This is a genomic window from Streptomyces olivochromogenes (genome assembly GCF_001514115.1).
In the GTDB taxonomy this organism is placed as follows: Bacteria; Actinomycetota; Actinomycetes; order Streptomycetales; family Streptomycetaceae; genus Streptomyces; species Streptomyces olivochromogenes.
The window spans coordinates 242,803-267,334 of the sequence record NZ_KQ948461.1 but is presented as its reverse complement, the minus strand read 5'-3'; the positions used below and the strand labels follow the sequence as shown (position 1 = coordinate 267,334).

The 24,532-nt window shown below is 71.0% G+C and carries 20 protein-coding genes and 1 riboswitch; of the genes, 16 read left to right on the top strand and 4 right to left on the bottom strand.

The window, feature by feature from the left end; all coding sequences use genetic code 11:
* Nucleotides 1-46 precede the first annotated feature (46 nt).
* Together AQJ27_RS28735 and AQJ27_RS28730 are read left to right on the top strand one after the other, a co-directional pair.
* On the top strand, nt 47-1,039 hold the full coding sequence (locus tag AQJ27_RS28735) for a Ppx/GppA phosphatase family protein (protein WP_067374914.1): 993 nt from the start codon (nt 47-49) through the stop codon (nt 1,037-1,039).
* Nucleotides 1,036-1,635, top strand: a complete 600-nt coding sequence (locus tag AQJ27_RS28730; RefSeq protein WP_067374912.1) for a histidine phosphatase family protein — start codon at nt 1,036-1,038, stop codon at nt 1,633-1,635. The genes AQJ27_RS28735 and AQJ27_RS28730 overlap by 4 nt, the downstream gene beginning before the upstream one ends.
* A 313-nt stretch (nt 1,636-1,948) precedes the next feature.
* On the opposite strand, the gene AQJ27_RS28725 is transcribed toward AQJ27_RS28730, so the two are convergent.
* A complete protein-coding gene (locus tag AQJ27_RS28725; RefSeq protein WP_079065320.1) occupies nt 1,949-2,278 on the bottom strand; it encodes a ribosomal protein L7/L12 in 330 nt (109 codons plus the stop codon).
* A gap of 48 nt (nt 2,279-2,326) precedes the next feature.
* Entirely contained in the window at nt 2,327-3,346 is a 1,020-nt protein-coding gene (locus AQJ27_RS28720; RefSeq protein ID WP_067375105.1) for a LacI family DNA-binding transcriptional regulator, read from the bottom strand.
* A 253-nt stretch (nt 3,347-3,599) separates the two neighbouring features.
* Here AQJ27_RS28720 and AQJ27_RS28715 point away from each other — a divergent pair, with 253 nt between their 5' ends.
* From AQJ27_RS28715 to AQJ27_RS28690, 6 genes are all read left to right on the top strand, one after another.
* A complete protein-coding gene (locus tag AQJ27_RS28715; RefSeq protein ID WP_067374910.1) occupies nt 3,600-5,621 on the top strand; it encodes a glycoside hydrolase family 127 protein in 2,022 nt (673 codons plus the stop codon).
* 148 nt (nt 5,622-5,769) lie between these two features.
* Complete coding sequence (locus AQJ27_RS28710) at nt 5,770-7,020, top strand: sugar ABC transporter substrate-binding protein (protein ID WP_067374908.1); 1,251 nt, start codon at nt 5,770-5,772, stop codon at nt 7,018-7,020.
* Between the two features lie 81 nt (nt 7,021-7,101).
* Nucleotides 7,102-8,079: a carbohydrate ABC transporter permease gene (locus AQJ27_RS28705; RefSeq protein ID WP_067374906.1), complete on the top strand. Its 978-nt coding sequence runs from the start codon at nt 7,102-7,104 to the stop codon at nt 8,077-8,079.
* A 56-nt stretch (nt 8,080-8,135) separates the two neighbouring features.
* Nucleotides 8,136-8,897, top strand: a complete 762-nt coding sequence (locus AQJ27_RS28700) for a carbohydrate ABC transporter permease (protein ID WP_096240229.1) — start codon at nt 8,136-8,138, stop codon at nt 8,895-8,897.
* 85 nt (nt 8,898-8,982) lie between these two features.
* Nucleotides 8,983-10,755: an RICIN domain-containing protein gene (locus tag AQJ27_RS28695; RefSeq protein ID WP_067374902.1), complete on the top strand. Its 1,773-nt coding sequence runs from the start codon at nt 8,983-8,985 to the stop codon at nt 10,753-10,755.
* Between the two features lie 459 nt (nt 10,756-11,214).
* Nucleotides 11,215-12,243: an acyltransferase family protein gene (locus tag AQJ27_RS28690; RefSeq protein ID WP_067375103.1), complete on the top strand. Its 1,029-nt coding sequence runs from the start codon at nt 11,215-11,217 to the stop codon at nt 12,241-12,243.
* Here the strand turns inward: AQJ27_RS28690 and AQJ27_RS28685 are convergent, their stop codons facing one another.
* Complete coding sequence (locus AQJ27_RS28685) at nt 12,244-13,419, bottom strand: cytochrome P450 (RefSeq protein WP_067374900.1); 1,176 nt, start codon at nt 13,417-13,419, stop codon at nt 12,244-12,246.
* A 79-nt stretch (nt 13,420-13,498) separates the two neighbouring features.
* A riboswitch (cobalamin riboswitch) is annotated at nt 13,499-13,679 on the top strand.
* Between the two features lie 40 nt (nt 13,680-13,719).
* On the opposite strand from AQJ27_RS28685, the gene AQJ27_RS28680 reads away from it, so the two are divergent.
* The 8 genes from AQJ27_RS28680 (at nt 13,720) to AQJ27_RS28645 (ending at nt 23,292) form a co-directional block, all read left to right on the top strand.
* Entirely contained in the window at nt 13,720-14,754 is a 1,035-nt protein-coding gene (locus AQJ27_RS28680; protein WP_067374898.1) for an ABC transporter substrate-binding protein, read from the top strand.
* 11 nt (nt 14,755-14,765) lie between these two features.
* Nucleotides 14,766-15,779 carry a FecCD family ABC transporter permease gene (locus AQJ27_RS28675; protein ID WP_079065334.1) on the top strand — a complete coding sequence of 338 codons (1,014 nt, stop codon included), beginning with the start codon at nt 14,766-14,768 and terminating at the stop codon, nt 15,777-15,779.
* Nucleotides 15,776-16,558 carry an ABC transporter ATP-binding protein gene (locus AQJ27_RS28670; protein WP_067374894.1) on the top strand — a complete coding sequence of 261 codons (783 nt, stop codon included), beginning with the start codon at nt 15,776-15,778 and terminating at the stop codon, nt 16,556-16,558. Before AQJ27_RS28675 ends, AQJ27_RS28670 begins: the two co-directional genes overlap by 4 nt.
* 250 nt (nt 16,559-16,808) lie before the next feature.
* A complete protein-coding gene (locus AQJ27_RS28665) occupies nt 16,809-18,614 on the top strand; it encodes a methylmalonyl-CoA mutase subunit beta (RefSeq protein WP_067374892.1) in 1,806 nt (601 codons plus the stop codon).
* 8 nt (nt 18,615-18,622) lie between these two features.
* A complete protein-coding gene (gene scpA / locus AQJ27_RS28660; protein WP_067374890.1) occupies nt 18,623-20,797 on the top strand; it encodes a methylmalonyl-CoA mutase in 2,175 nt (724 codons plus the stop codon).
* Between the two features lie 5 nt (nt 20,798-20,802).
* Complete coding sequence (meaB, locus tag AQJ27_RS28655) at nt 20,803-21,789, top strand: methylmalonyl Co-A mutase-associated GTPase MeaB (protein WP_067374888.1); 987 nt, start codon at nt 20,803-20,805, stop codon at nt 21,787-21,789.
* Between the two features lie 154 nt (nt 21,790-21,943).
* Nucleotides 21,944-22,678, top strand: a complete 735-nt coding sequence (locus AQJ27_RS28650; RefSeq protein ID WP_067374886.1) for an FAD binding domain-containing protein — start codon at nt 21,944-21,946, stop codon at nt 22,676-22,678.
* 80 nt (nt 22,679-22,758) lie between these two features.
* A complete protein-coding gene (locus tag AQJ27_RS28645) occupies nt 22,759-23,292 on the top strand; it encodes a GNAT family N-acetyltransferase (RefSeq protein WP_067374884.1) in 534 nt (177 codons plus the stop codon).
* 28 nt (nt 23,293-23,320) lie between these two features.
* Here AQJ27_RS28645 and AQJ27_RS28640 read toward each other — a convergent pair whose 3' ends face one another.
* Nucleotides 23,321-24,214, bottom strand: a complete 894-nt coding sequence (locus tag AQJ27_RS28640) for a DMT family transporter (protein WP_067374882.1) — start codon at nt 24,212-24,214, stop codon at nt 23,321-23,323.
* Nucleotides 24,215-24,532: the final 318 nt, after the last annotated feature.

Sequence of the window (24,532 nt, the reverse complement as noted above, 5' to 3'; positions counted from 1 at the left end):
CGATCCGTTCCGACATGGGGGAAACGAGACCAGGGGAGGCGATGGGATGCGGCAGGCCGGTGTACTCGACGTCGGGTGCCACAGCGCTCTGCTCACGGTGGTGCGATCGCGGCCGGGCCATGTGATGGAACCGGTGTTCTCCCACAAGGTGCGGCTGCGACTGCACGAGACGCTCGACCGCAAGGGCCGACTCGACGACGCCGGGGTGGAGAGCGTCGAGCGCGCCGTCGCCCAGGCGATCGCCTCCGACCCCCGACTACGCGGCACCGACATGTTCGCGTTCGCCACCTCCGTCATCCGGGACGCACCCAACCGCGACGACGTCATCAGGCGCGTGGCGCGCAGAACCGGCACCCACCTGAGCGTGCTGGACGGCGAAGAGGAGGCGCGGCTCGCCTACGTGGCCGCCCGCCAGTGGGTCGGCCCGTCGGCCGGCCGGCTGCTGATCCTGGACGTCGGCGGCGGCACCGTGGAGATCGCCTCGGGTACCGGAGACCAGCCGCACAGCGTCCACTCCCTGCCCCTGGGCGCCCGCAGAATCACCCGCGACTGGCTGCCCGGCGGCATCGCCCCGTCCAAACAGGGGCTCACCGAGATCCGTCGGTATCTGCGTCGAAAGCTGGAAGCCGTCCCCGATCTGCCGCGGGCGGAACCGGGTACCCGCGTGCTGGCCTGCTCCAAGACCTTCGAGCAGCTCGCCCGGCTCGCCGCCGCCCGAGGCAAGGCACACCGCTCGCAACGGAAGCTGGCCCTGTCCCAGTTGCATGCCTCCGTCCCGGTACTGGCCGCCGCGAATCCGGCGCGCCGCGCCAAGCTCCCCGGCATCTCCCGGCACCGCGCCGAGCAGTCCCTGGCCGGAGCCCTGGTCGCCGAGGCCCTCATGGAGGCCTGCGAGGCGAAGGCGGTCGAGGTATGCCCGTGGTCCACCCGCGAAGGCCTGCTGCTGGAGCACCTCGCCGCGCTCCACGACACACCCGGTGGTCCGGAGTCCCACCGGCCCGGGCGGACCGGGAAGTCGGACATGAGGGTGGGCGAATGACGAGCCGCGTGATGATGATCTCCCCCGCGATCAGTGCGGCGCTGCGGGAGGCGCGCTTCGACGACGGATGCCCGCTGGACGCCACCGGCGCCGCGCGTGCGCGATCGGCCGCGGGCTCCCTTCCGGCAGCACAGCGGGTACTCGTATCCCCCACTGCGCGATGCCGGGAGACCGCGTCGGCGTTGGGGTTCGACGGCACTGTCGAGAGCGCGCCGGCCGGGCTCGACGTGGGTGGTTGGCGCGGCCGTACGCTGGCCGACGTCAGCGCCGACGCTCCGGAAGCCGTCGCCCTCTGGCTGGCTGACCCGACCGCCGCACCGCACGGTGGGGAGTCGGTGCACCAGTTGTGCGAGCGGGTCGCGGCCTGGCTGGACGAGGTCGCGCGGTTCTCCGGCCGGACCGTCGCCGTGGTGGAGCCGGAAATCGTACGAGCCGCGGCCGTTCGGGCACTCGGGGCACCGGAGTCGGCGTTCTGGCGGATCGACGTACCGCCGCTGACCGTCACCGAGTTCAGCGGTCGTGCCGGACGCTGGAACGCGACGTTCGGGAGACCGCTCGGTCACGCCGAGGGTGGCGATCAGGGCAGCAGTCACTGATCCGACGCAAGCGACTGACGGCTGCGCCCGGCCGACTGCGGGATCGGGTCACGGGAACGGGATGGCGGCGGAGATGTGCGGCGTCGCCGCCGAGAGCAGCGGCGACGCCGGCGGCGGCCGTCTCGTGGGGGGGTACCCCGCTCGGTGGCGAAGAGCGAACACCTCGCCCGCGGCTCTCCCCCGCCGGGGGGGTCTCACCCGCGCCGCGGCCCCTGGGAGATACCGCCGACGCGGCGAGCCCACGGGTGTGCCTGCCTCGCGCGGCCCGACTCCTGGACACCTGAATCAACACCAGCCCGCGTTTCGGGCCCGGTCAGCGCCTGGGACGGCCGGCCGGGCAGTCCGCCGAAGACCAAAAGGGGGACGCGCACGGTCCCGAGTCCACCGGCCCCGTCCCGGGGACTGTCGCGCGCTCGCACCACCCGCACAGCAGGCTCGCGTCGGCGCCGACCGCCGTCAGACGTCCCACAGCGTCCACGGCCGCCCCGAACCATGTGTCCTCGACGACCACGACCGGGATGGATTCCAGCAGCCGCGCGCTCCGCCACGCGCTCAGACCGGTGATCGACCGAACCGCCTGGACGACGTCCATCCTCCGGCCGCCGATCCCGGTCAGCACGACGCTGAACTCCGGTTCCTCCACCGTCCCCCCAACACCCTGGAATTCGGATCGCCTGGAATTCGGATCGCTTCAGCTGGACTCGCGGACGATCAGTCGGCACGGGACGGTGTGCACCCCCGGTGCCGGGTCGGCGTCGATGGCCTCGAGGAGTCGCAGGGCGGCGATCCGGCCGATCTCGGTGAGGTCCATGTCGATCGTCGTGAGGGGCGGCCTGCTGGCCAGGGCCATGGTGTCCCAGTTGTCGTAGCCGACGACCGCGATGTCACCGGGCACGTCGACGCCCCGCTCGCGCAGCGCGTCCGCCACGCCCCGGGCGATCTGGTCGTTGCCGCAGAAGAAGCCGTCCGTGTCCGGTGCCGTACGCAGGACCGCGTCGGCGGCGCGGCGCCCCCACGCCTCGCTCCACTCCCCGTGGTGCACCCGTCCCGTCGAGAGTCCGAGGGAGGCCCGCCCCAGATGCTCGACCGCGTGCCGGGCCCGGTCGCGGGCGGCCGCGTGGTGTTCCGGGCCGGTGATGTGAGCGATGCGCGTGCGGCCCGCGGCCAGCAGGTGCTCGACGGCCAGCACGGCCCCGCCCCGGTCGTCGGAGACCACGGAGGTGTCGGCCGGGTCGGTCGACGGTGAGAGCGCGTAGACGATGGGGACGGCCTCGATGCCGTCCAGGGGCGGACGGGGGTCCGTACGGCGGCCGGTGACGATGATGCCGTCCACCCGGCGGTCCATCAGGTTGCGCAGGTGGTGCTGTTCCCGGATCGCGTCGCCGCGGGTGTCGCACAGCAGGACGGAGATCTTGCCGGCTCCGAGCGCGTCCTCGGCGCCGAGCAGTACGGGAGTGCTGAAGCGGCCGATGCCGTCGGTCGTCATCAGCCCGACGGTCCAGCTCCGCCCGGTGTGCAGGCTCTGCGCGTGCTGGTTGGGCCGGAACCCGAGTGCGTCGACGGCGTCAAGGACCCGCTGACGGGTTTCGGGACGCATCCGCCCGCCGCCGTTCAGCGCCTTCGACGCCGTACCCACACTGACGCCCGCGAGGGCGGCGACGTCGGCGAGCTTCGCCGGGCCGGCGGAGCGGGAACCTGGAGCAACGGTCACGAGCAAACCTTTTCCTGGGCGGCAATGACCCGACCATCGTCGCAGCCTCCCGGGGGTGAGTGCCAGCCACTGGGCAACAGGAAAATCTCTTGCCGCGACTCTTGACCCGACTACCCCGCTGCCCTCTACTTCTCGGCAGGAAAAACGGTTGCTCAAACGAGTTCCGAGAACCTCCCGCCTCTTGAGCACGGGGGCCGTCGCGCCCTGCCCCGCAGCCCGGCCCCTCCCGCCTCCACCCCTCTCTCGGAGAACCATGCCCCGCACAGACTCCGCCCTGCCCTCCCCCACCGACGTCTCGGCTTCCACCGAACAGGGCGCTGCCCCCGTGGGCCCGGTCCGGCTCGGCCCGGACGCCCCCGCCGCGCTGCGCCCCGCAGCCGCGGAGGTGCGTACCGGCTTCTGGCACGCCCGCCGCGAGGTCAACGCGCACACCTCGATCCCGCAGGGCCCCGCTCTCCTGGAGTCCGCGGGAAACCTGCACAACCTGCGCCTGGCGGCCGGCACGGCCCAGGGCGAGTTCCAGGGCGGATACCCCTTCGTCGACACCGACGTCTACAAGTGGCTGGAAGCCGCCTCCTGGCAGCTCGCCCGCAGCGGGCCGCCGGCCGACGGCGAGGAGAACAGCCCCGGCCCGCGTGAACTCGCCGCCGAAGTCGAGCGGATCATCGCCCTGGTCGCCGACGCCCAGCAGTCCGACGGCTACCTCAACACCTGGTTCCAGGTCCGCAAGAACGGTGAGCGCTACCAGGACCTGCGCTGGGGACACGAGTTGTACTGCGCGGGCCATCTGATCCAGGCGGCGGTGGCCCATCACCGTGCGACCGGTCGCGACGAACTCCTCGTCGTGGCACGACGGTTCGCCGACCACCTCGACTCCGTCTTCGGCCTTCCCGGCAGCGGCAGGCCGATCGACGGCGTCGACGGCCATCCGGAGGTGGAGACCGCCCTGGTCGAGCTGTACCGGGAGACCGGCGAGCGACGCTATCTGGATCTCGCCGGCTACTTCGTCGACCGATACGGCCACGGCCTGCTCGGCGGCGAGGCGTACTGCCAGGACCGCGTGCCGTTGCGCGAGGCGGTCACCGTCGAGGGGCACGCCGTGCGCCAGTTGTATCTGCTGGCCGGTGCGACGGACGTGGCCACCGAGACGGGCGACGCCGAACTGCGCTCCGCCGCCGAGCGGTTGTGGCGGGCGATGACCACGGCCAAGACCCATCTGACCGGTGGTCTCGGGGCGCACCACGACGAGGAGGACTTCGGTGACCCGTTCGAGCTGCCCAACGAACGCGCCTACTGCGAGACCTGCGCCGCCATCGCCTCGATCCAGTGGAGCTGGCGCATGGCTCTGCTCACCGGCGAGGCCCGCTACAGCGACCTGATCGAGCGCACCCTCTACAACGGATTCCTCGCCGGTGTCTCGCTGGACGGCGAAAGCTGGCTGTACGTCAATCCGCTCCAGGTCCGTGACGGTCACACGGACCCCGGTGGCGACCAGTCGGCCCGCCGTACCCGCTGGTTCCGCTGCGCCTGCTGCCCCCCGAACGTGATGCGGCTGCTGGCCGGACTCCAGCACTACCTGTCCTCGACCGACGCCGAGGGGCAGGGCCTGCAGATCCATCAGTACGTCACCGGCCGCTACCGCGGTGACCTCGACGGCACGCCCGTCACCGTGTCCGCCGAGACCGACTACCCCTGGCACGGCGCGGTGTCCCTGACCATCGAGGAGACTCCGTGGGAGCGGCCCTGGACGCTGTCCCTGCGCATCCCGCAGTGGTGCCACGAGTACCGCGTGCGATGCGGCGACCGGACGTACGACCAGACCGACGCCCCCGTCACCGACGGCTGGCTGCGCCTGGAGCGCACCTGGGCGCCGGGCGACCAGGTGGTCGTCGAACTCGGCCTGGAGCCCCGCCTCACCGCGGCCGACCCGCGGGTCGACGCGGTCCGCGGCTGTGTGGCCATCGAGCGGGGCCCGCTCGTGTACTGCCTGGAGCAGGTGGACCATCCCGGGGGCGGTCTGGACGACGTCGTCATCGACACCGCGCGGCCGCTCGCCGTGCGGCAGCGGCCCGATCTGCTCGGCGGTGTCACCACCGTCGTCGCCACGGGCCGTCGCCGCGCGGTCCCGGACACCGGCTGGTGGCCCTACCGGTCCGCCGACGCGGGCCCGGCCGTCGCACCCTCGGGCGAGTCCGTCGAGCTCACCGCGATCCCCTACTACGCCTGGGCCAACCGGCAGGACGGCAGCATGCGCGTCTGGCTGCCCACCTCCTGACGCCGGCCGACCTCCACGGCCCTCTCCCTCCTCCCTGCATCCGCGCACACCCGTCACGCCGTCACCGCGTCACCGCGTCACCGCGTCACCCCGTCACCCCGTCACCCCGTCACCCCGCACGACCACTCATGACAACGAGGTCACCGCAATGCGAAACACCCGCAGAACTCTCCTCGCCGCCTGTGTCGCCGTCGGCACCCTCGCCTCCGTCACGGCCTGCGGGGGCGGCGGTTCGGGTTCCTCCGACTCCACCGGCAAGTCGGCGACGTACACCTTCTGGGACCCGTACCCGCAGTTCGACGCCTCCTCGAACTGGGGCAAACGCGTCGCCCAGTGCGGTACCTCGGCGGGCGTCAAGATCAAGCGCACCGGCTACGACACCACCGACCTGGGCAACAAGGCGCTGCTGGCCGCCCAGCAGGGCAACGCGCCCGACGTGATGCTCGTGGACAACCCGGTCGTCTCCACACTGGTCGAGGCGGGGATCCTCAACAAGACGAACGACCTCGGTCTGGACACGTCCGCGATCCAGAAGAACATCATCGGCGCGGGCACCATCGACGGCGCCTCCTACGGTGTACCGATCGGCGCGAACACGCTCGCCCTCTACTACAACAAGAAGATCCTGACCGCCGCCCACGTCGACCCGGCCTCCATCAAGGACTGGGCGTCGCTCACGGCCGCCCTGAAGAAGGTCAAGTCGGCCGGGAAGAAGGGCATCACCTTCTCGGCGATCGGCACGGAGGAGGGCAGCTTCCAGTTCCTGCCGTGGTTCTGGGGCGCGGGCGGCGACCTCACCCACCTCGACTCGCCGAAGAGCGCGGCCGCGCTGTCGCTGTGGAAGCAGTGGGTCGACGAGGGGCTCGCGCCCAAGGACGTCCTGAACAACACCCAGACCACCAGCTGGCAGGAGTTCGCCACCGGCGACTACGCCTTCGGCGAGAACGGCACCTGGCAGCTCGCCAACGCCGAGAAGGCCGGATTCCCGTACGGGGTCGTCAGCATCCCCGGGCGGAACGGCGGTTCGGCGCCGGTGCCGACCGGCGGCGAGTTCGTCACCGTACCCGTGCAGCAGGACACCGCGCGCTACGACGTCAGCAAGAAGATCGTCACCTGTCTGACCAGCTCGGAGAGCCTGCTGGCCAGCGACACCGCCCTGACGTACGTCGCGCCCACCGCGGCGGTCCAGGCCCAGCAGGTCGAGGCGAACCCGAAGCTCAAGCCGTGGGTGGAGGCCGTGGCCGCCGCGCGTGGCCGTACCAGCGGTGGTCTCGGCACGAAGTACCCCACCATCTCGCAGCCGATGTGGACGGCCGTACAGGCGGCCCTGTCCGGTGGCAAGAGCCCCGAGGCAGCTCTCGACGCCGCGCAGACGGCCGCCGGCAAGAGCAAGGGCTGACGCGGCCGGCCAGAACGAGGGCTGACAGCGCGGCACCGCAGGCCGCGTCCCGGACATCGCCACCCGCATCCAGGAGTTCGCATGACCATCGCCCGAGTCGACCGCCGTCCCCACCGGTCCCCGGCCGTGTCCGGAGCGGCGGGCGGCGCCGACCGGTGTGACGTGCCGCCACGACGTCGGCGCGGCAGGGACCGGCTGACCGCGCTGGGCTTCCTCGCCCCGCTCGTGGCCTACCTCGCCGCCTTCTATCTCTATCCGCTCTACCGCAACCTCGACCTGAGTCTGCGTGACTACACGGTCCGCTCGTTCGTGGCGGGCGACGCGCCGTTCTCGGGCTGGGACAACTTCTCCCAGGTCCTGAACGACCCGACCTTCGGGCCCGCGCTGCGCAACACGATGGTGTTCACCTTCGTGTCGATCGCGCTCCAGTACGCGGCCGGGCTGGCGCTCGCGGTCTTCTTCAACCGGCATTTCCGTCTCTCCACCACCCTGCGGGCGCTGTTCCTCATCCCGTGGCTGCTGCCGCTGATCGTGTCGGCGTCGACCTGGTCCTGGATGCTGAACAGCGAGTCGGGCGTGGTCAATTACGCCCTCCACCTCGTCGGCGTCCCGCCCGTCGACTGGCTGACCTCGCCGCACTGGGCGCTCGCCTCGGTCGTCATCGCCAACGTCTGGATCGGCATCCCCTTCAACCTCGTCATCCTCTACAGCGGTCTGCAGAACATCCCCGGGGAGCTGTACGAGGCCGCCTCGCTGGACGGCGCGAGCGGCCGGCAGCAGTTCCGGCGCATCACCTTTCCCCTGCTGCGGCCGGTCTCCGCGATCACGCTGCTGCTCGGACTGGTCTACACGCTCAAGGTGTTCGACCTGATCTGGATCATGACCAAGGGGGGTCCCGGCGACTCCTCGTCGACGCTGGCGACCTGGTCGTACCAGCTCGCGTTCGGCACCCTGCTCCCGCACTTCGGCCCCGGCGCCGCCGTCGGCAACATCCTCATCCTCATCGCCCTCGTCTTCGGCCTGCTGTACATCCGCGTCCAGAGGAGGCAGGAAGCGTGAAGTCCCCCGCGAGTTCCCGCCGTCACACCGCCGTCGGACTCCTGCTGACCGGGATCATGCTGTTCCCGGTGTACTGGATGCTGAACGTGTCCCTCACCCCGCAGCAGGACATGCGCAAGTCCCCGCCCGACCTGTTCCCGCTGCACCCCACGTTCGAGGGCTACCGGGCCGTGCTGCACGACCAGATGCCCTACCTCGGCACCAGTCTGCTGATCGGCCTCGGCACGGTCGCCGCCACCCTCGTCCTCGCCGCACCGGCCGGCTACTCACTGGCGAAACTCCGCCCCCGCGGCGGCGGCATCTTGGGCCTCGCCCTCCTCGTCGCCCAGATGATCCCCGGCATCGTCATGGCGATGGGGTTCTACGGGGTCTTCCTCAACCTCGGTCTGCTGAACTCCTGGTGGGGCCTGATCATCGCGGACTCCACCATCGCCGTGCCCTTCGGCGTCATGATCTTCACGGCGTTCATGTCGGGCATCCCCGACGAGCTCACCGCCGCCGCGCGCATCGACGGGGCGGGTAGCTGGCGCACCTTCTGGTCCGTCGTCCTACCGGTGAGCCGCAACGCCGTGGTCACCGTCTCGCTGTTCAGCTTCCTGTGGGCCTGGTCCGACTTCGTCTTCGCCAACACCCTCGACGGCGGCGGCGACCTTCGCCCGATCACCCTCGGCATCTACCGCTACATCGGCAACAACAACCAGGAATGGAACGCGATCATGGCCACCGCCGTCGTCGCGTCCGTACCCGCCGCCGTCCTGCTCGTCCTCGCGCAGCGGTACGTGGCCGCCGGGGTCACCGCGGGCGCGGTCAAGGACTGACCGGGACGTCAGCCGCCCATCCACCTCCTCAACCGGGACGTCAGCCGCCCATCCACCTCCTCATCCGTCAGGAGAGCCGCCACCCATGCCTGTTGCCAGATCTCGACCACGCACGCCCAGAAGGCCGTTCGACCGCACGGCCGCCGCCGTCCTGGCGACGGCCCTGGCCGCCGCCGCGACCGCCCTCACCGGCACGCCTGCCCAGGCGGCCCCCACCGCGTCCACGACCCTGGTCGTGAACGCCGCCCAGACCCTGCGGTCCGTCACCCATGTCGCCACGGGCAGCCTCTACGGCCTCGCGGACGCGAGCACCCCGGCCGACAGCCTCGTCCAGCCGCTGAAGCCGAACACCTTCGTCCAGATGGCACCCGGCGGCCATCAGCTGCCCAACGGTGAGCCAAGCCCCGCCGGAGACTCCCTGGTCGTCGCCCCCAAGGCCGCGAGGGCCGGTGCGAAGGTCGTCATCCGGATGCCCGACTGGTACCCCGACTTCCCCTACAAGTGGGTGAGCTGGAACGACTGGTTGTCCGCCGTCGACACCCAGGTCGCCTCGGTCAAGTCCTCCGGCGCCGGGAACATCAGCGCGTACGAGCTGTGGAACGAGCCCGACTGGACCTGGGACACCGCCAACGCCGGTGCCTTCGACGCGGGTTGGGCACGCACCTACAAGGAGGTACGCGCCAAGGACGCCGCCACTCCTATCCAGGGCCCCAGCCACTCGGCGTGGAACCAGAGCTGGATGAGCCAGTTCCTCACCGACGCCAAGGCCAGTGGCACCGTCCCGGACGTCATCGCCTGGCACGAGCTCCAGGGCAGCAAGGACATCGCCGCGCACGTCTCCGCCTACCGCTCCCTGGAGAGCGGCCTCGGCATCAGCCCGCGGCCGATCTCCATCGAGGAGTACGCGACACCCAGCGAGATGGGGATACCCGGCGCCCTCGTCGCCTACGTCGCCAAGTTCGAGCGGGCGGGCGTCCACGACGCGGAACTCGCCTTCTGGAACCACTACGGAACCCTGGGCGACACCCTCACCGACACCGGCGGATCGCCCAACGGCTCCTACTGGCTCTACAAGTGGTACGGCGACATGTCCGGGACCATGCTCACCACCACTCCCCCGGCGCAGACCGGCATCGACGGCGCCGCCTCGCTCACCGGCGACGGCCGGCAGATCAGCGTGGTCTTCGGCGGAGGCACCGGTTCGACGGCCGTCACCGTCAACGGACTCGGCTCCCTGTCCGCCTTCGGCGGCACGGTCCACGTCAAGCTGGAGTACACCCCGTCCAAGGGCCGCACCACGGCCGTCTCCGCCCCGTACACCATCTCCGAGAGCGACTGTCCGGTCAGCAACGGCTCCATCACCGTCCCCGTCGCGATGAACGCGTCAGACGGCTACCACCTGGTCGTCACGCCCAGCGGGACGTCCGCCTCGCTCGCCGGGCGCTATCAGATCACCAACAAGAACAGCGGGCTCGCGCTGGACACACAGAGCGCGGGCACCGCACAGGGCACCGCCGTCGTCCAGGCCACCTCGACCACCGGCACCGACCAGAACTGGACGCTCGTGTCGGCGGGTGCGGGCCTCTACAAGATCGTGAACCAGGCCAGTGGTCTGCTGCTCGGCGTCAACGGCATGAGCACCGCCGCCGGAGGTACGGCCCTGATCTGGGGCGACAACGGCACCGCCGACCACCTCTGGCAACCGATCCCCGCCGACAACGGCTACTACAAGATCGCCAACTACAACAGCGGCCTCCTGCTCGGCGTCACCGACATGAGCACCTCATCCGGCGCCCAGGTCCTCCAGTGGGACGACAACGGCACCGCCGACCATCTGTGGAAACTCACCTCGCGCTGAGTGCCCGGCCGAACGCTCCCGCGCCTGCCGCCCACCGCAGACGCGGGAGCATCGCCGTACACCTGCACGAATACCGCGAAACGGTCAAATAACTTCGATGCGCGGCGCGGGTCCCCGTGCGTGTCACAGTCCATCGGCCATCCCGTTGCCCGAAGGTGTCCCGTCCACCGCCAGATGGAGGGTGACCCAGCGTCCGACCAGGCGTTCACACCTTGACACGGCAGCACGGCGGCCCACGCCCAACACCAGATCGAACGGCCATTCGACACGCATACTTACCGGCTCCTCGGGGAACACGCGTCGACGACAACCACCCCAAACATGCCCAGTTCAACACCCCAGTCCCCCAGCGAGCACCTCTCCTTGACCAACACAGGCGGTCCCATCGTGAGCAAGTCTTCCTTCGCCGAGCCGGAGCAATCCGAATCGCCGGTCCGATCGAAGACTCACCACCGCGAGGTGACCCATCCGGGTCCGCTGCCCTCCCTCACCGGTCTGCGCTGGGTGGCGGCCCTTCTCGTCTTCTGCCTGCACACCCGCAATCTGGGCTACTTCAACGGGCAGGCCCGTCACTTCGCCGACTGGGGCTTCGGGGCGGGCTCCACCGGGGTCTCCTTCTTCTTCCTGCTCTCCGGCTTCGTCCTCGGCTGGTCCGCCCGGTCCGACGACCGCCCCACGGCCTTCTGGCGCCGCCGCTTCGCCCGCCTCTACCCCGTCCACCTGGTCACGGCCTGTATCGCGGTGTTCGTCATGGGCATGGGCAAGCCGGCCGGCAGCGCGGCGAATCTGCTTCTCGTCCACTCCTGGTGGCACCCGTGGTGGCAGACACTCGACCCCGTCAGCTGGTCGCTCGCGTGCGAGGCGTTCTTCTACGCGACCTTCCCCGCGTTCGCCCTGCTGCTGCGGCACGCCGGGGCCCTCACCGCGACCGCGCTCGCCGGCGCGAGCGTCCTGACCGTGGTCATCCTGACCCGGGCGGACCTGCACCTGGGCGTCGGCCGCACCCTGTACTCCTTCCCCGCCGCCCGGCTGCCGGAGTTCGTCCTCGGAGTCGCCGTCGCCCGCCTGGTGCTCCTCGGCCGCTGGCGCGGCCCCGGCCTGGAGGCGTCGGTGGCCCTGACGATCATCGGCTACTTCCTGGTCTCCCAGGTCGGCGGATCGTACGCCTGCGTCGCCTGCACCTTGGTCGGTTTCACCTGTCTGATCCCCGCGGCCGCCCTCGCCGACGTACGCGGCCTGCCCAGCCTGTGGAGGCATCCGGCCCTCGTCCGGCTGGGTGAACTCTCCTTCGCCTTCTACATGGTCCACCTGCTCGTGCTGCGCGCGGGGCAGCACCTGTTCAAACCGTCGCCGATCGGCGCGATCACCGCCTTCGCGGTGTCCCTGGCATTCGCCTGGCTCCTGTACGAGTACGTGGAGGTACCCGCCCGGCGATGGCTCCTGCGGCCCTTCCTGAGATCCCTGCGCCGCACCCCGGTGTCACGCTGATCAGGCGGGGCTGTCCCACAGGACATGCAGGGTGGGCGGCTTGCGGAAGACCAGCCCGTGCGCGGTGGCCGGACGGGCTGGGTCCAGGCGCAGGGTGGGGAGGCGTTCGAGCAGGCGCTGAAGGGCGATACGGGTCTCCAGTCGGGCGAGGTGCGCGGCGAGGCAGTAGTGCGGGCCGTGCGCGAAGGCCAGCTGGAGACGCGCGTTCTCGCGGCGGACGTCGAACCGATCGGGATCGGGGAAGACGGCCGGGTCGCGGTTGGCGCCGGCCAGGGAGACGGTGACCAGTTCACCCCGGCGGATCGTGGCCGGGCCGAGGACCGTGTCACGGGTGGCGTACCGGTCCACGACCGCCGCTCCGGGTTCCAGGCGCAGCGATTCCTCGATCGCACCGTCCAGCAGGCCGTCGTCGGCCCGGACGAGGGCGAGTTGGCCGGGGTGTCGCAGCAGGTGCAGCAGCGCGTTGGTGATCATCGCCTCGGTGGTCTCTATCCCGCCGAACATCAGCACCGCGGCGTTGGAGGCCACTTCTGGCAGCTCCAGCCGCTCGGCGGCGGAGCCGAGGAGGGAAGCCGCGCCCGGGTCGGCGACGGTGGCTTCGACGGCGGCCCGCAGCCGCGCGTACGCCTCGGCGCCCGCGGGTGCCGCCTCGTGTCCTGCGGTGATGTCCGAGACCGACCGCACGATGGAGTCGTACCAGGAGAGCACCGTGTCCGCCGTGGTGCCGACCAGCCCGAGTGCCTCGGTCACGACGGCGACGGCGAGCGGGCCGGCGAAGGCGCGTCGCAGTTCGACGGCGCCCGCCGGTTCCAGCGCGGTGATGAGCCGGTCGGTCTCCCGCTCGATGAACGAGGCGAAGCCGTCGCGTACTTCCCTGGGGCGGAAAGGAGCGGTGAAGGGCTCCCGGTGGCGGGCGTGCTCGTCACCGTCCAGGGACAGCATGCTCGGGCCGACGACCTGTGCGGTGGAGAACCGGGGGTCGTCGACGGTGAAGGTCGCGGGGTCCCGCATCACGTTCAGCGCGAGATCGCGCCGGGTCACCAGCCAGCCGTCCAGCTCGGGCAGCCAGGAAACGGGCTCGTGGGCACGGAGCCGCGCCAGTCGCGGATGCGGATCCGCGGCGAGTTCGGCGAGCGTGGTCGCGGCACCGAGCGGGAAGGAACCGACGGCGCTCATCGCAAGCCTTGGCCGGGCACGGGGAATTGGATCACAGCCAAGGCTAACCGTCGCGCTGAAGTCGCGGCTGACGGGGGCGTGATAATTTGCCGAGGCCAGTCAAGGGAATCCGGTGCGAATCCGGAACTGACGCGCAGCGGTAAGGGTGACGGGCGGGGCAACACGAAGCCACTGGACGGCGGTCACATGTGACCGGAGTCCGGGAAGGCGCCTCGTCCGGCCGATCCCGAGTCCGAAGACCTGCTGGCGGACCGTACGAACGGGCCCCGCGCCTGGGCCCTCGACGCCAGAGGATGTCCCGTGCCCGTCGCGCGCCCAGCCCGCCGCTGTGCCCTGCTCCTTTCCGGAGCCCTGTTGCTGACCGCTTGTGGCGGCGGCTCGTCCGCCGACGGGGGCAAGTCCCCGAAATCCAGCGGTGCGGTGTCGCTCGAAAACTGCGGCCGGAAGGTCACGATCGCCTCCGCGCCGAAGCGGGCCGTGTCCCTGAACCAGGGCACCACCGAGATCATGCTGTCCCTCGGCCTGGCCGACCGCATGGTGGGCACCGCCACCTGGACCGACCCGGTCATGAAGGGCCTGGAGAAGGCCAACGGGAGGGTGCCACGGCTCGCGGACGACGCCCCGTCCTTCGAGAAGGTCCTCGACGCCGAACCCGACTTCGTCGCCGCCTCCTTCGCCTCCACCCTGGCCAAGGGCGGTGTGGCTCCGCGCGAGAAGTTCGAGGAACTGGGCGTGCCCACATACCTCTCGCCCGCCGACTGCGAGGGCAAGGACAACAGCGGTGACGGCGACGGAGTACGCACCGAGCCGCTGACCATGGAGGCGGTCTACGGCGAAGTACGCGACCTGGCCGAGGTCTTCGGCGTCGAGGAGCGCGGCGCCACACTCGTCGCCGACCTGAAGGCACGGGTGGCGAAGGCCACTGCCGGGATCGACGCGTCCGACACCACGGTCCTCTACTGGTTCGCCAACCAGGAAGCCCCGTACATGGCGGGCTGCTGCGGCGCCCCCGGCATCATCACCAACGCCCTCGGCGCGAAGAACGTCTTCGCCGACACGAAGCAGGAATGGCCCCAGATCAACTGGGAGACGGTCGCCGACCGCGATCCCGACGTCCTGGTGATCGGTGACCTCACCCGCAGGTCGCAGACCGCCGAGACCGCCGCGAAGAAGATCGAGTTTTTGGAGACCAATCCGGCCACCAAGAGCATGGACGCCGTGAAGAACAAGCGGTACGTGCTGCTCAGCGGGCAGGCGATGAATCCGGCCATCCGCACGGTCGAAGGTGTCGAGAAGGTGGCCGCGGCGCTGCGCGGGTACGGGCTCGCCCGGTGACCACCACCGCCATGACCTCCGCCGTGGTGCGTGCGGCGGCCGGGCTCGCCGTGCTCGTCGCGTCCGTGGCGGTGGCCATCACCATCGGCCCCGCGGACATAGGCGTCGGGGAGGTCTGGTCCGCGGTGGCCTCCCACCTCGGTGGCCGGACCTCGGAGCTGACCCCCATCCGCGACGGCATCGTGTGGAACCTGCGGCTGCCCCGCACTCTGCTCGCCGCGGTCTGCGGCGCCGGGCTCGCGGTGTGCGGGGCGGTCATGCAGTCCCTGCTGCGCAACCCGCTCGCCGACCCCTTCGTCCTCGGCGTCTCCTCCGGGGCCTCGACGGGGGCCGTCGTGGTCGTCGTGCTGGGCGCCGGCGGTGGAGTGCTGTCCGTCTCCGGGGGCGCCTTCGTGGGCGCGCTGTGCTCCTTCGCCCTGGTGCTGCTGCTCAGCCACACCCTCGGCGGTACGACCGACCGGGTGGTGCTCGCCGGGGTCGCCGCCATGCAGCTGTTCTCCGCGCTCACCTCCTTCGTCGTGACGACGGCGGCCGACGCCGAGACCACCCGCGGTGTCCTGTTCTGGCTGCTGGGCTCGCTCGGCGGGGCGGACTGGACCGACGTCCAGCTGTGCGCGGCCGTCCTCGCGATCGCCCTGCTGGTCTGCCTCGGACGCGCGCGCACACTCGACGCCTTCGCGTTCGGGCCACAAGCCGCGGCCTCCCTCGGCGTCTCCGTGGCCCGTACCCGGCTGGTGCTCCTGTGCGTCACGGCGCTGCTGACCGCCGCGCTCGTCAGCGTGGCCGGCGCGATCGGCTTCGTGGGCCTCGTCCTGCCGCACGCCGCACGCGCCCTCGGCGGCCCCGGACACGCCCGGCTGCTGCCGGTGACCGCGCTCGCCGGGGCGGTCTTCCTGGTCTGGGCCGACACCGTCGCCCGTACCGCACTCGACCCGCAGGAGGTGCCCGTGGGTGTGGTCACCTCGCTGATCGGCGTGCCCGGCTTCGTGCTGATCCTGTACCGCACCCGAAGGGTGAACCGATGACGCTCGGCGCCCACCGTGTCTCCCGCACCGCCGCCGGCCGACTGATCCTGGACGGCGTCGACCTGACGCCCCTTCCTGGATCCTTCACCGGTCTGCTGGGCCCCAACGGCTCCGGCAAGTCCACCCTGCTGCGGCTGCTCGCCGGTGTCCTCGCTCCCGCCTCCGGCGTCGTGACCCTCGACGGGCACCCGCTCGGCGACCTCGGCCGCCGGGCCGTCGCCCGACGCGTCGCCGTCGTCGAACAGCAGGTCGACACCCAGCTCGACCTGACCGTGCTCGACGTCGTACGGCTCGGCCGCATCCCCCACCGACGCGCCTGGTCGCCCCCGACTCCGGCCGACGAGAGGGCCGTTCGCACCGCGCTGGAGCGTACGGACCTGACCGACAAGGCCGACCGCTCCTGGCACACGCTCTCGGGCGGCGAACGCCAACGGGTCCAGATCGCCCGCGCGCTCGCGCAGGAACCACGCGAACTCCTCCTCGACGAGCCCACCAACCACCTCGACATCCAGCACCAGCTCGACCTGCTGGCCCTGATCGCGGAACTCCGCGTCACCAGCGTCGTCGCCCTGCACGACCTCAACCTCGCGGCCATGTACTGCGACCGGATCGTCGTCCTCGGGCAGGGCCGGGTCGTCGCCTGCGGCACCCCGGCGGAGACGCTCACCGAGGCCCTGATCGCCGACGTCTACGGCGTACGCGCCACCGTCACCAGAACGGGCGAAGGCCCCGGCGACCACCCCCACATACGGTTTCTGGGAACACTCCCCGACCGCTGAGGAACCTGCCGCGCCCACCCGGCGTCGTCGGGGAGTTCGTGCGTCTGCGGCTGGTGTCGTCGCCGTACGCTCCGCGGATCCCGCCCCGGAGCTTCCGGCACCGGGGGCCCGGCGGTCGCAGGAGTGGCTCGCGGGTATCCCTGTGCTGCCGTAGTACGAACCCGCCTGTTGATCAAGACCACCCCTGGGAGGTCAAGGTCACAGCCGCGTCCTCTGCTGCTCACCTGCGTATCTGGCCTAGCATCCGAGCATGACGGTCCTGCCTGACGACGGGCTCTCGCTGGCCGCCGAGTTCCCTGACGCGACCCATGAGCAGTGGCAACGCCTGGTTGAAGGCGTCCTGCGCAAGTCGGGCAAGGAAGTCTCGGGCGCGGCAGCGGAAGACGCCCTGTCCACGACGCTGGAGGACGGGCTTCGCGCCCGGCCCCTGTACACCGCGGACGACTCCGCGCCCGATCCCGGCCTGCCCGGTTTCGCTCCCTTCGTACGGGGCGGGCGCCCCGAGGGCAACACCCTCGGCGGCTGGGACGTACGGCAGCAGCACACGGCCGCCGACGGCGCGGCGGTCCTCGCTGACCTGGAGAACGGCGTCACCTCGCTCTGGCTGGTCGCCGGTGCGGGCGGCATCCCGGTGTCCTCGCTCGGCCGGGTCCTCGACGGCGTCTATCTCGACCTGGCGCCCGTCGTCCTCGACGCGGGACGTGAAGTCGAGCCCGCCGCACGCGAGTTGCTACGGCTCTACCAGGAGCGCGGGGTCGCCAAGGAGGCGGCGCGCGGCAACCTGGGAGCCGACCCGCTGGGCCACGAGGCCCGTACGGGAGACGGCGGGTTCGACTTCGCGCCCGTCGCCGCCCTCGCGGGGCTGTGTGCCGAGGAGTATCCGGGGCTGCGGGCGCTGACCGTGGACGCGCTGCCGTACCACGAGGCCGGCGGCTCGGCGGCGCAGGAGCTGGGCAGTTCGCTGGCGACCGGCGTCGCCTATCTGCGGGAGCTGACCGAGGCGGGCCTGAGCGTGCAACAGGCCGCCGCCCAGTTGGAGTTCCGGTACGCGGCCACCGCCGACCAGTTCCTGACCATCGCCAAGTTGCGGGCCGCGCGCCGGCTCTGGGCGCGGGTGACCGAGGTCTGCGGGGCTCCGGTCGGGCAGGTGCAGCACGCGGTGACCTCGCCGGTGATGATGTCCCGCCGCGATCCGTGGGTGAACATGCTGCGCACGACGGTCGCGACACTGGCCGCCGGGGTGGGCGGCGCCGACGCCGTCACCGTGCTGCCCTTCGACCACGCCCTGGGTCTGCCGGACGCGTTCGCCCGGCGGATCGCCCGCAACACCTCGACGATCCTGGTCGAGGAGTCACATCTGTCCCGGGTGATCGATCCGGCGGGCGGCTCCTGGTACGTGGAGCGGCTCACGGACGAACTCGCCCACGCGGGCTGGGAGTTCTTCCAGTGGATCGAGCGGGAGGGTGGCCAGGCTGCGGCCCTGCGCTCCGGGCGGCTCGGCCAGGACCTCGCCAGCACCTGGGAGGCGCGCAGCGCGAAGCTCGCCAAGCGGCGCGAGCCCGTCACCGGAGTCAGCGAGTTCCCGAACCTCGCCGAACGCCTCGTGGAACGCGCTCCCGCCCCCGTACCACCGTCCGGCGGGCTGCCGCGGGTGCGGCGCGACGAGGCGTTCGAGGCGCTGCGGTCCCGCTCCGACGCCCACCTGGCGGCGACCGGTTCCCGGCCGCGGATCTTCCTGGCCGCCCTCGGTCCGGCCGCCGCGCACACCGCACGCCTCACCTTCGCCTCGAACCTGTTCCAGGCGGGTGGCATCGAGCCCGTCACCGAGGGCGCCTTCGAGGACAGCGGTGCCACCGAGGTCTGTCTGTGCTCCAGCGACACGCTGTACGAGGAGCGGGCCGCGGAGGTCGCCGGGGCACTGAAGGCAACGGGCGCCGGGCATGTGTTCCTCGCGGGCCGTCCCGGGCAGTACCCGGATGTCGACGCCTATGTCTTCGCGGGGTGCGACGCCGTCGCCGTGCTCTCCGCCACCCTCGACCGTATGGGAGTGTCCTGATGGCAGCGATGGGAATCCCCGACTTCTCCGGGATCGAGCTGGGGGTCCCGAAGGCGGACAGCGGGGGCGACGAGTGGCGAAGCGCCGTCAAGAAGGCCACGGGCGGGGCCGATCTCCTGTGGGAGACCCCGGAGGGCATCGCGGTCGAGCCGCTGTACACCGGGCAGGATCTGGACGGCCTGGACTTCCTCGGCACCTACCCGGGCATCGCCCCGTATCTGCGCGGCCCGTACCCGACGATGTACGTCAACCAGCCCTGGACGATCCGTCAGTACGCGGGCTTCTCCACGGCCGAGGAGTCCAACGCCTTCTACCGGCGCAACCTCGCGGCCGGTCAGAAGGGCCTGTCCGTCGCCTTCGACCTGCCCACCCACCGCGGCTACGACAGCGACCACCCGCGCGTGACCGGTGACGTCGGCATGGCGGGCGTGGCGATCGACTCGATCTATGACATGCGCCAGCTCTTCGACGGCATCCCGCTGGACAAGATGACCGTGTCGATGACGATGAACGGTGCGGTACTGCCCGTACTCGCGCTCTACATCGTGGCCGCCGAGGAACAGGGCGTGCCGCCCGAGAAGTTGGCCGGGACCATCCAGAACGACATCCTCAAGGAGTTCATGGTCCGCAACACCTACATCTATCCGCCGAAGCCGTCGATGCGGATCATCTCCGACATCTTCGCCTTCACCTCGCAGCGGATGCCGCGCTACAACTCCATCTCCATCTCCGGCTACCACATCCAGGAGGCGGGCGCGACGGCCGACCTGGAGCTGGCGTACACGCTGGCCGACGGGGTGGAGTACATCCGGGCGGGGCGGGAGGCGGGGATGGACGTGGACGCGTTCGCGCCCCGGCTCTCCTTCTTCTGGGCGATCGGCATGAACTTCTTCATGGAGATCGCCAAGATGCGGGCGGCGCGGCTGCTGTGGGCCAAGCTGGTCAAGCAGTTCGACCCGCAGAACGCCAAGTCCCTTTCTCTGCGCACCCATTCGCAGACCTCCGGCTGGTCGCTGACCGCGCAGGACGTGTTCAACAACGTCACGCGTACATGTGTGGAGGCGATGGCGGCGACGCAGGGGCACACCCAGTCGCTGCACACCAACGCCCTCGACGAGGCGCTCGCCCTGCCCACCGACTTCTCGGCGCGCATCGCCCGCAACACCCAGCTGCTGATCCAGCAGGAGTCGGGCACGACGCGGGCGATCGACCCGTGGGGCGGCAGCGCGTACGTCGAGAAGCTGACGTACGACCTCGCCCGCCGGGCCTGGCAGCACATCGAGGAGGTCGAGGCGGCGGGCGGCATGGCCAAGGCCATCGACGCGGGCATCCCCAAGCTGCGCATCGAGGAGGCCGCGGCCCGCACCCAGGCCCGGATCGACTCCGGACGCCAGCCGGTCATCGGCGTGAACAAGTACCGGGTGGAGACCGACGAGCAGATCGACGTCCTCAAGGTCGACAACTCCTCCGTACGCACCCAGCAGATCGAGAAGCTGCGGCGGCTGCGCGCGGAGCGCGACGAACAGGCCTGCCAGGACGCCCTGCACGCCCTGACCCGGGCTGCCGGAGGCACTGGCAATCTCCTGGAGCTGGCGGTGAACGCGGCCCGTGCGAAGGCCACGGTCGGCGAGATCTCCGACGCCCTGGAGAAGGTGTACGGGCGGCACGCGAGCCAGATCCGTACGATCTCGGGTGTGTACCGCACCGAAGCCGGCGAGTCGCCGTCCGTCGAACGCACCCGCACCCTGGTGTCCTCCTTCGAGGAGGCCGAGGGCCGTCGGCCCCGCATCCTGGTCGCCAAGATGGGCCAGGACGGGCACGACCGCGGCCAGAAGGTGATCGCGACCGCCTTCGCCGACCTCGGCTTCGACGTCGACGTCGGCCCGCTGTTCCAGACCCCGGGCGAGGTGGCGCGCCAGGCCGTCGAGGCGGACGTGCACATCGTCGGGGTGTCCTCGCTGGCCGCCGGGCACCTCACGCTCGTACCGGCGCTCCGGGAGTCGCTCGCCGAGGAGGGCCGGGAGGACATCATGGTCGTGGTCGGCGGGGTGATCCCGCCGCAGGACGTGCCCACGCTCCTGGAGATGGGCGCGGCGGCCGTCTTCCCGCCCGGGACGGTGATCCCGGACGCGGCGTACGACCTGGTGCAGCGGCTGTCCGCCGACCTCGGCCACGACCTCTGACCCCCATGGCGATCGAACTCGACACCTATGTGAAGGGCGTACTCGAAGGAAAGCGGGCGCTGGTGGCACGCGCCATCACGCTCGTGGAGTCGACGAAGCCCCAGCACCGCGCCCTGGCGCAGGAGTTGCTGACCGAGCTGCTGCCGCACAGCGGGAAGGCGCGGCGGATCGGCATCAGCGGCGTACCCGGTGTGGGCAAGTCGACGTTCATCGACGCGTTCGGCACGCTGCTCACCTCGCTCGGGTACCGGGTCGCGGTGCTCGCCGTCGATCCGTCGTCGAGTCGGACCGGCGGTTCGATCCTGGGCGACAAGACGCGGATGGAACGTCTGGCCGTCGACCCTGCGGCGTTCGTGCGCCCCTCCCCCACCGCCGGCACGCTCGGCGGGGTCGCGAAGGCGACCCGGGAGTCGATCGTGGTGATGGAGGCGGCCGGTTACGACGTCGTCCTCGTCGAGACGGTCGGCGTCGGCCAGTCCGAGACCGCCGTCGCGAACATGGTCGACACCTTCCTGCTCCTGACCCTCGCCCGCACCGGGGACCAGTTGCAGGGCATCAAGAAGGGCGTCCTGGAACTGGCGGACGTCATCGCCGTCAACAAGGCGGACGGCCCGCACGAGCGCGACGCCCGGGGCGCGGCACGGGAGTTGGCGGGCGCGCTGCGGCTGATGCATCCCGCCGACGCTGCCTGGACCCCGCCGGTCCTGAGTTGCAGTGCCCGTGAGTCGACCGGTCTGGACTCGGTCTGGGAGCGCCTCCAACAGCACCGCACGCTCCTCGAATCCACCGGCCGCCTCGCCGCCAAGCGCCGCGACCAGCAGGTGGACTGGACGTGGACGATGGTCCGCGACGAACTCCTCGGCCGCCTGCACGCCGACGCGGCCGTACGCGCCCTCGCCCCGGGCCTCGAACAGCAGGTGCGGGACGGGGAGTTGACGGCCACGCTGGCCGCCGAGCGCATCCTGGGGGTGTTCGGCGGCGAGCGCGGCTGAACCGCGGGCGAGGCGCAGCGGATGATGCGGTGAGCCCTGTACGCGCCCCCGTGTGCCGGGGGAAAATGCGCCATGTCGACGGTCATATGGCTGAGGCAGTGCGTACTCCAGTGCGTACTCAGCGGCTCATTTTCCAGAAAGCAGGTCGGCTGCCGTGCTCTTGCGTCTGCCCACGTCCGTTTCCGAAGCACAGGAGTGCATGGCCGAGGGGGCGGTGCCCATAGGCGGGGCGACCCTGATATGGGCCACCTGGCAGCGGGACGGCTTCCCCGAGCAGGCCATGTCGCTGCGCGACCTGCCGGAAGCCAACACGATCGGCCGCGAGACGCTGGGCGGGGCCGTGATACTGAACCGGATCGACGACCGTGTGCCCGAAGCCCTACGCCGGGCGGCCGCCACCGTGGGGACCGGAGCCGTGCGCCGCACGGCCACCGTCGGCGGCAACATCGTCGGGAGCACCCTGCGCTGTCTGCTGCCCGCCGCACTCGTACTGGAGGCGCGCGCGGTGGTCCTGGATCCGGACAGCGTCTACGAGACCGACCTGACCGAGGTACTGGCCAAGGGCCACCTGATGCTCGGCCTGCGCTGGCGCGATCCGATCACCAGCTCCTACCGCAAGCTGCCCGGCGAAGCGGGCGGTCCGCCACCGCTCGTCGTCGCCGCCGCTCTGCACACCGCCGGCGCCGGAGGAACGCGCCTGCGCGTCGCCGTCCGCGACGGGTACGACGTACTCACGGAGAGTACCGAGTACGACGCCGGTTCCGACCCCGACCACGCACAGGTCCTCGACGACCTGCGTCGCACGAGCGTCGGCGCACTGCACGCCACAGCCCGGGAAGCGGTCCACGAACTGGTCACCGACCTCTTGTCCCGTCCCACCGGTCGTTGAGGGCCCTGCCGAACACCGACAGCACGGTGTTGGCGCTGCCGCCGTCGGCCCGAGGCCGCCCGTCGGGCAGGATGGGCACCATGACCGAGATCCACACGCCCCGCCTCCTCCTTCGCCGCTGGTCCGACGACGACCTCGTGCCGATGGCCGACATCAATGCCGACTCCCGGGTCATGCACTGGATCGACGACGGCTCCGTCCGCGACCTGGACCACACGGCAGAGGCCATCGAACAGTGGGAGGAGGAATGGGACGAGGAGGGATTCGGCCTCTTCGCCGTCGAACTGCTGGCCTCCGGCGAGCTGGCCGGCTTCGTGGGCCTGTCCGTGCCCGAGTTCCTGCCGGAGGTACTGCCCGCCGTCGCCATCAGCTGGCGGCTCGGCTCACCGTTCTGGGGTCAGGGGTACGCCTCCGAAGCCGCCCAGGCCACGTTGGAGTTCGCACTCCAGGACCGTGGCCTCGACCGTGTCATCAGCATCACCCGAGCGGGGGACGACGCCTCCGAGAACGTCATCCGCAAGCTCGGTATGACGCCGGAGCGCGAGACGACGCACCCGGTGTACGGCTATCCGCTGCGTGTTCACGCCATCGATCTCACCGAGTTCCAGGCCTGAACCCCGCCGGGCCGTCGATTCCCCCGGTTCATGCCCTGGTGCGGTCCGGCGCGGCCGGCTGCGTGATGAGCACCTGGGTGAGCGGGATCCGGGCCAGCTGGATCGCTCCGTACAGGATCAGGGCGGCCCCGACGGTCTCGGGGATCAGCCACCAGCCGGTGCGTACCCGCTCCGCGTACAAGGTGACGCCCAGGACGAGGCTGACCAGGGCGTCACCGAGGGTCAGCGCGGGCTGGGAAGCGACGAGGGGGCCGGACTGCACGGCGTTCTGCAGGAGGAACAGCGCGCACACTCCGGTGGCGGCGAAGGCGTAGGTCTGCCAGGCCAGGAAGAACCCGGTGACGCCGCCCGTCTCCCAGGCGTGCGTGGCGTCCTTGATCAGGGCCGCGGTGAGTGCGTAGCCGATGGCCGCCGCGGCGCCGAAGCAGGCCGCGCGTGCGCGTCCTGCGGGGCGCCGCAGCGCGACACCGACGGCAGCCACGATGACGCCGACGCAGCACACGATGGCCAGCATCCACCCGCCGGTGGTGGGCCGGTCGATCCCGACCGAGGGGGCGGCCGCGGCCAGCCCGGTACCCAGCCCGACGGCGATGCACACCACGGCGATCCACCCGCGCCGGGTCACCCGACGCCGTAGCACCAGACCGCCGATGAGCAGCGCGAACGGCAGTTCCAGGACGAAGATCGGCTGTACGACGGACAGCGCTCCGTTGACCAGCGCCAGCGCCTGGAAGCACGCCGCCGCCATGACCGCGGCCATCCCGCCCAGCCACACCGGCCGGTGCAGCAGCTCGATGAGCAGCCTGGCGTGCAGGCCCTTGGACAGCGGCACGTCCTGTGCCGCGCGGCGCTGGAGGACAGTGGCGGTCGCGTTGCTGACCGCGGCCAGCACCGCGAAGACGACGGAGAACACCAACGCCACCGGCTCGCCCCTCCTCCTCTCCCGCTCCTCCCGCTCCTCTCCCGCTTTCTCCCACGGGCACCGACCGAGGAGCACACGTCACCCCCATGCTCCCGCGCCAGCGCGGAGTCCGCCGCTTGGGCAGACATCTCTCCCACGCCGGCCGGTGACGCTCTGCTGCGCCATGGCCGCCGTACGCTCGACGTGGTCAGCCCCCGGGCCGGAAATTCACGGGTTGGCCGAGAACGTCTCCGCCTCACGAGCGGGAGGAACGGTTCCGCGCTCCCCGGCCCGGACGGTACTGGCCAATAGCGCTCCGTCACCCTGTGAAACCGCACG

Excerpts from the sequence above, each read along its gene's own strand:
- AQJ27_RS28715 (WP_067374910.1), top strand. The coding sequence starts at position 3,600 with ATGCCCCGCACAGACTCCGCCCTGCCCTCCCCCACCGACGTCTCGGCT.
- AQJ27_RS28730 (WP_067374912.1), top strand. The coding sequence starts at position 1,036 with ATGACGAGCCGCGTGATGATGATCTCCCCCGCGATCAGTGCGGCGCTG.
- AQJ27_RS28675 (WP_079065334.1), top strand. The coding sequence starts at position 14,766 with ATGACCTCCGCCGTGGTGCGTGCGGCGGCCGGGCTCGCCGTGCTCGTC.
- AQJ27_RS28670 (WP_067374894.1), top strand. The coding sequence starts at position 15,776 with ATGACGCTCGGCGCCCACCGTGTCTCCCGCACCGCCGCCGGCCGACTG.
- AQJ27_RS28645 (WP_067374884.1), top strand. The coding sequence starts at position 22,759 with ATGACCGAGATCCACACGCCCCGCCTCCTCCTTCGCCGCTGGTCCGAC.
- AQJ27_RS28705 (WP_067374906.1), top strand. The coding sequence starts at position 7,102 with ATGACCATCGCCCGAGTCGACCGCCGTCCCCACCGGTCCCCGGCCGTG.
- AQJ27_RS28735 (WP_067374914.1), top strand. The coding sequence starts at position 47 with ATGCGGCAGGCCGGTGTACTCGACGTCGGGTGCCACAGCGCTCTGCTC.
- AQJ27_RS28700 (WP_096240229.1), top strand. The coding sequence starts at position 8,136 with ATGCTGTTCCCGGTGTACTGGATGCTGAACGTGTCCCTCACCCCGCAG.
- meaB (WP_067374888.1), top strand. The coding sequence starts at position 20,803 with ATGGCGATCGAACTCGACACCTATGTGAAGGGCGTACTCGAAGGAAAG.
- AQJ27_RS28665 (WP_067374892.1), top strand. The coding sequence starts at position 16,809 with ATGACGGTCCTGCCTGACGACGGGCTCTCGCTGGCCGCCGAGTTCCCT.
- AQJ27_RS28685 (WP_067374900.1), bottom strand. The coding sequence starts at position 13,419 with ATGAGCGCCGTCGGTTCCTTCCCGCTCGGTGCCGCGACCACGCTCGCC.
- AQJ27_RS28710 (WP_067374908.1), top strand. The coding sequence starts at position 5,770 with ATGCGAAACACCCGCAGAACTCTCCTCGCCGCCTGTGTCGCCGTCGGC.
- scpA (WP_067374890.1), top strand. The coding sequence starts at position 18,623 with ATGGGAATCCCCGACTTCTCCGGGATCGAGCTGGGGGTCCCGAAGGCG.
- AQJ27_RS28695 (WP_067374902.1), top strand. The coding sequence starts at position 8,983 with ATGCCTGTTGCCAGATCTCGACCACGCACGCCCAGAAGGCCGTTCGAC.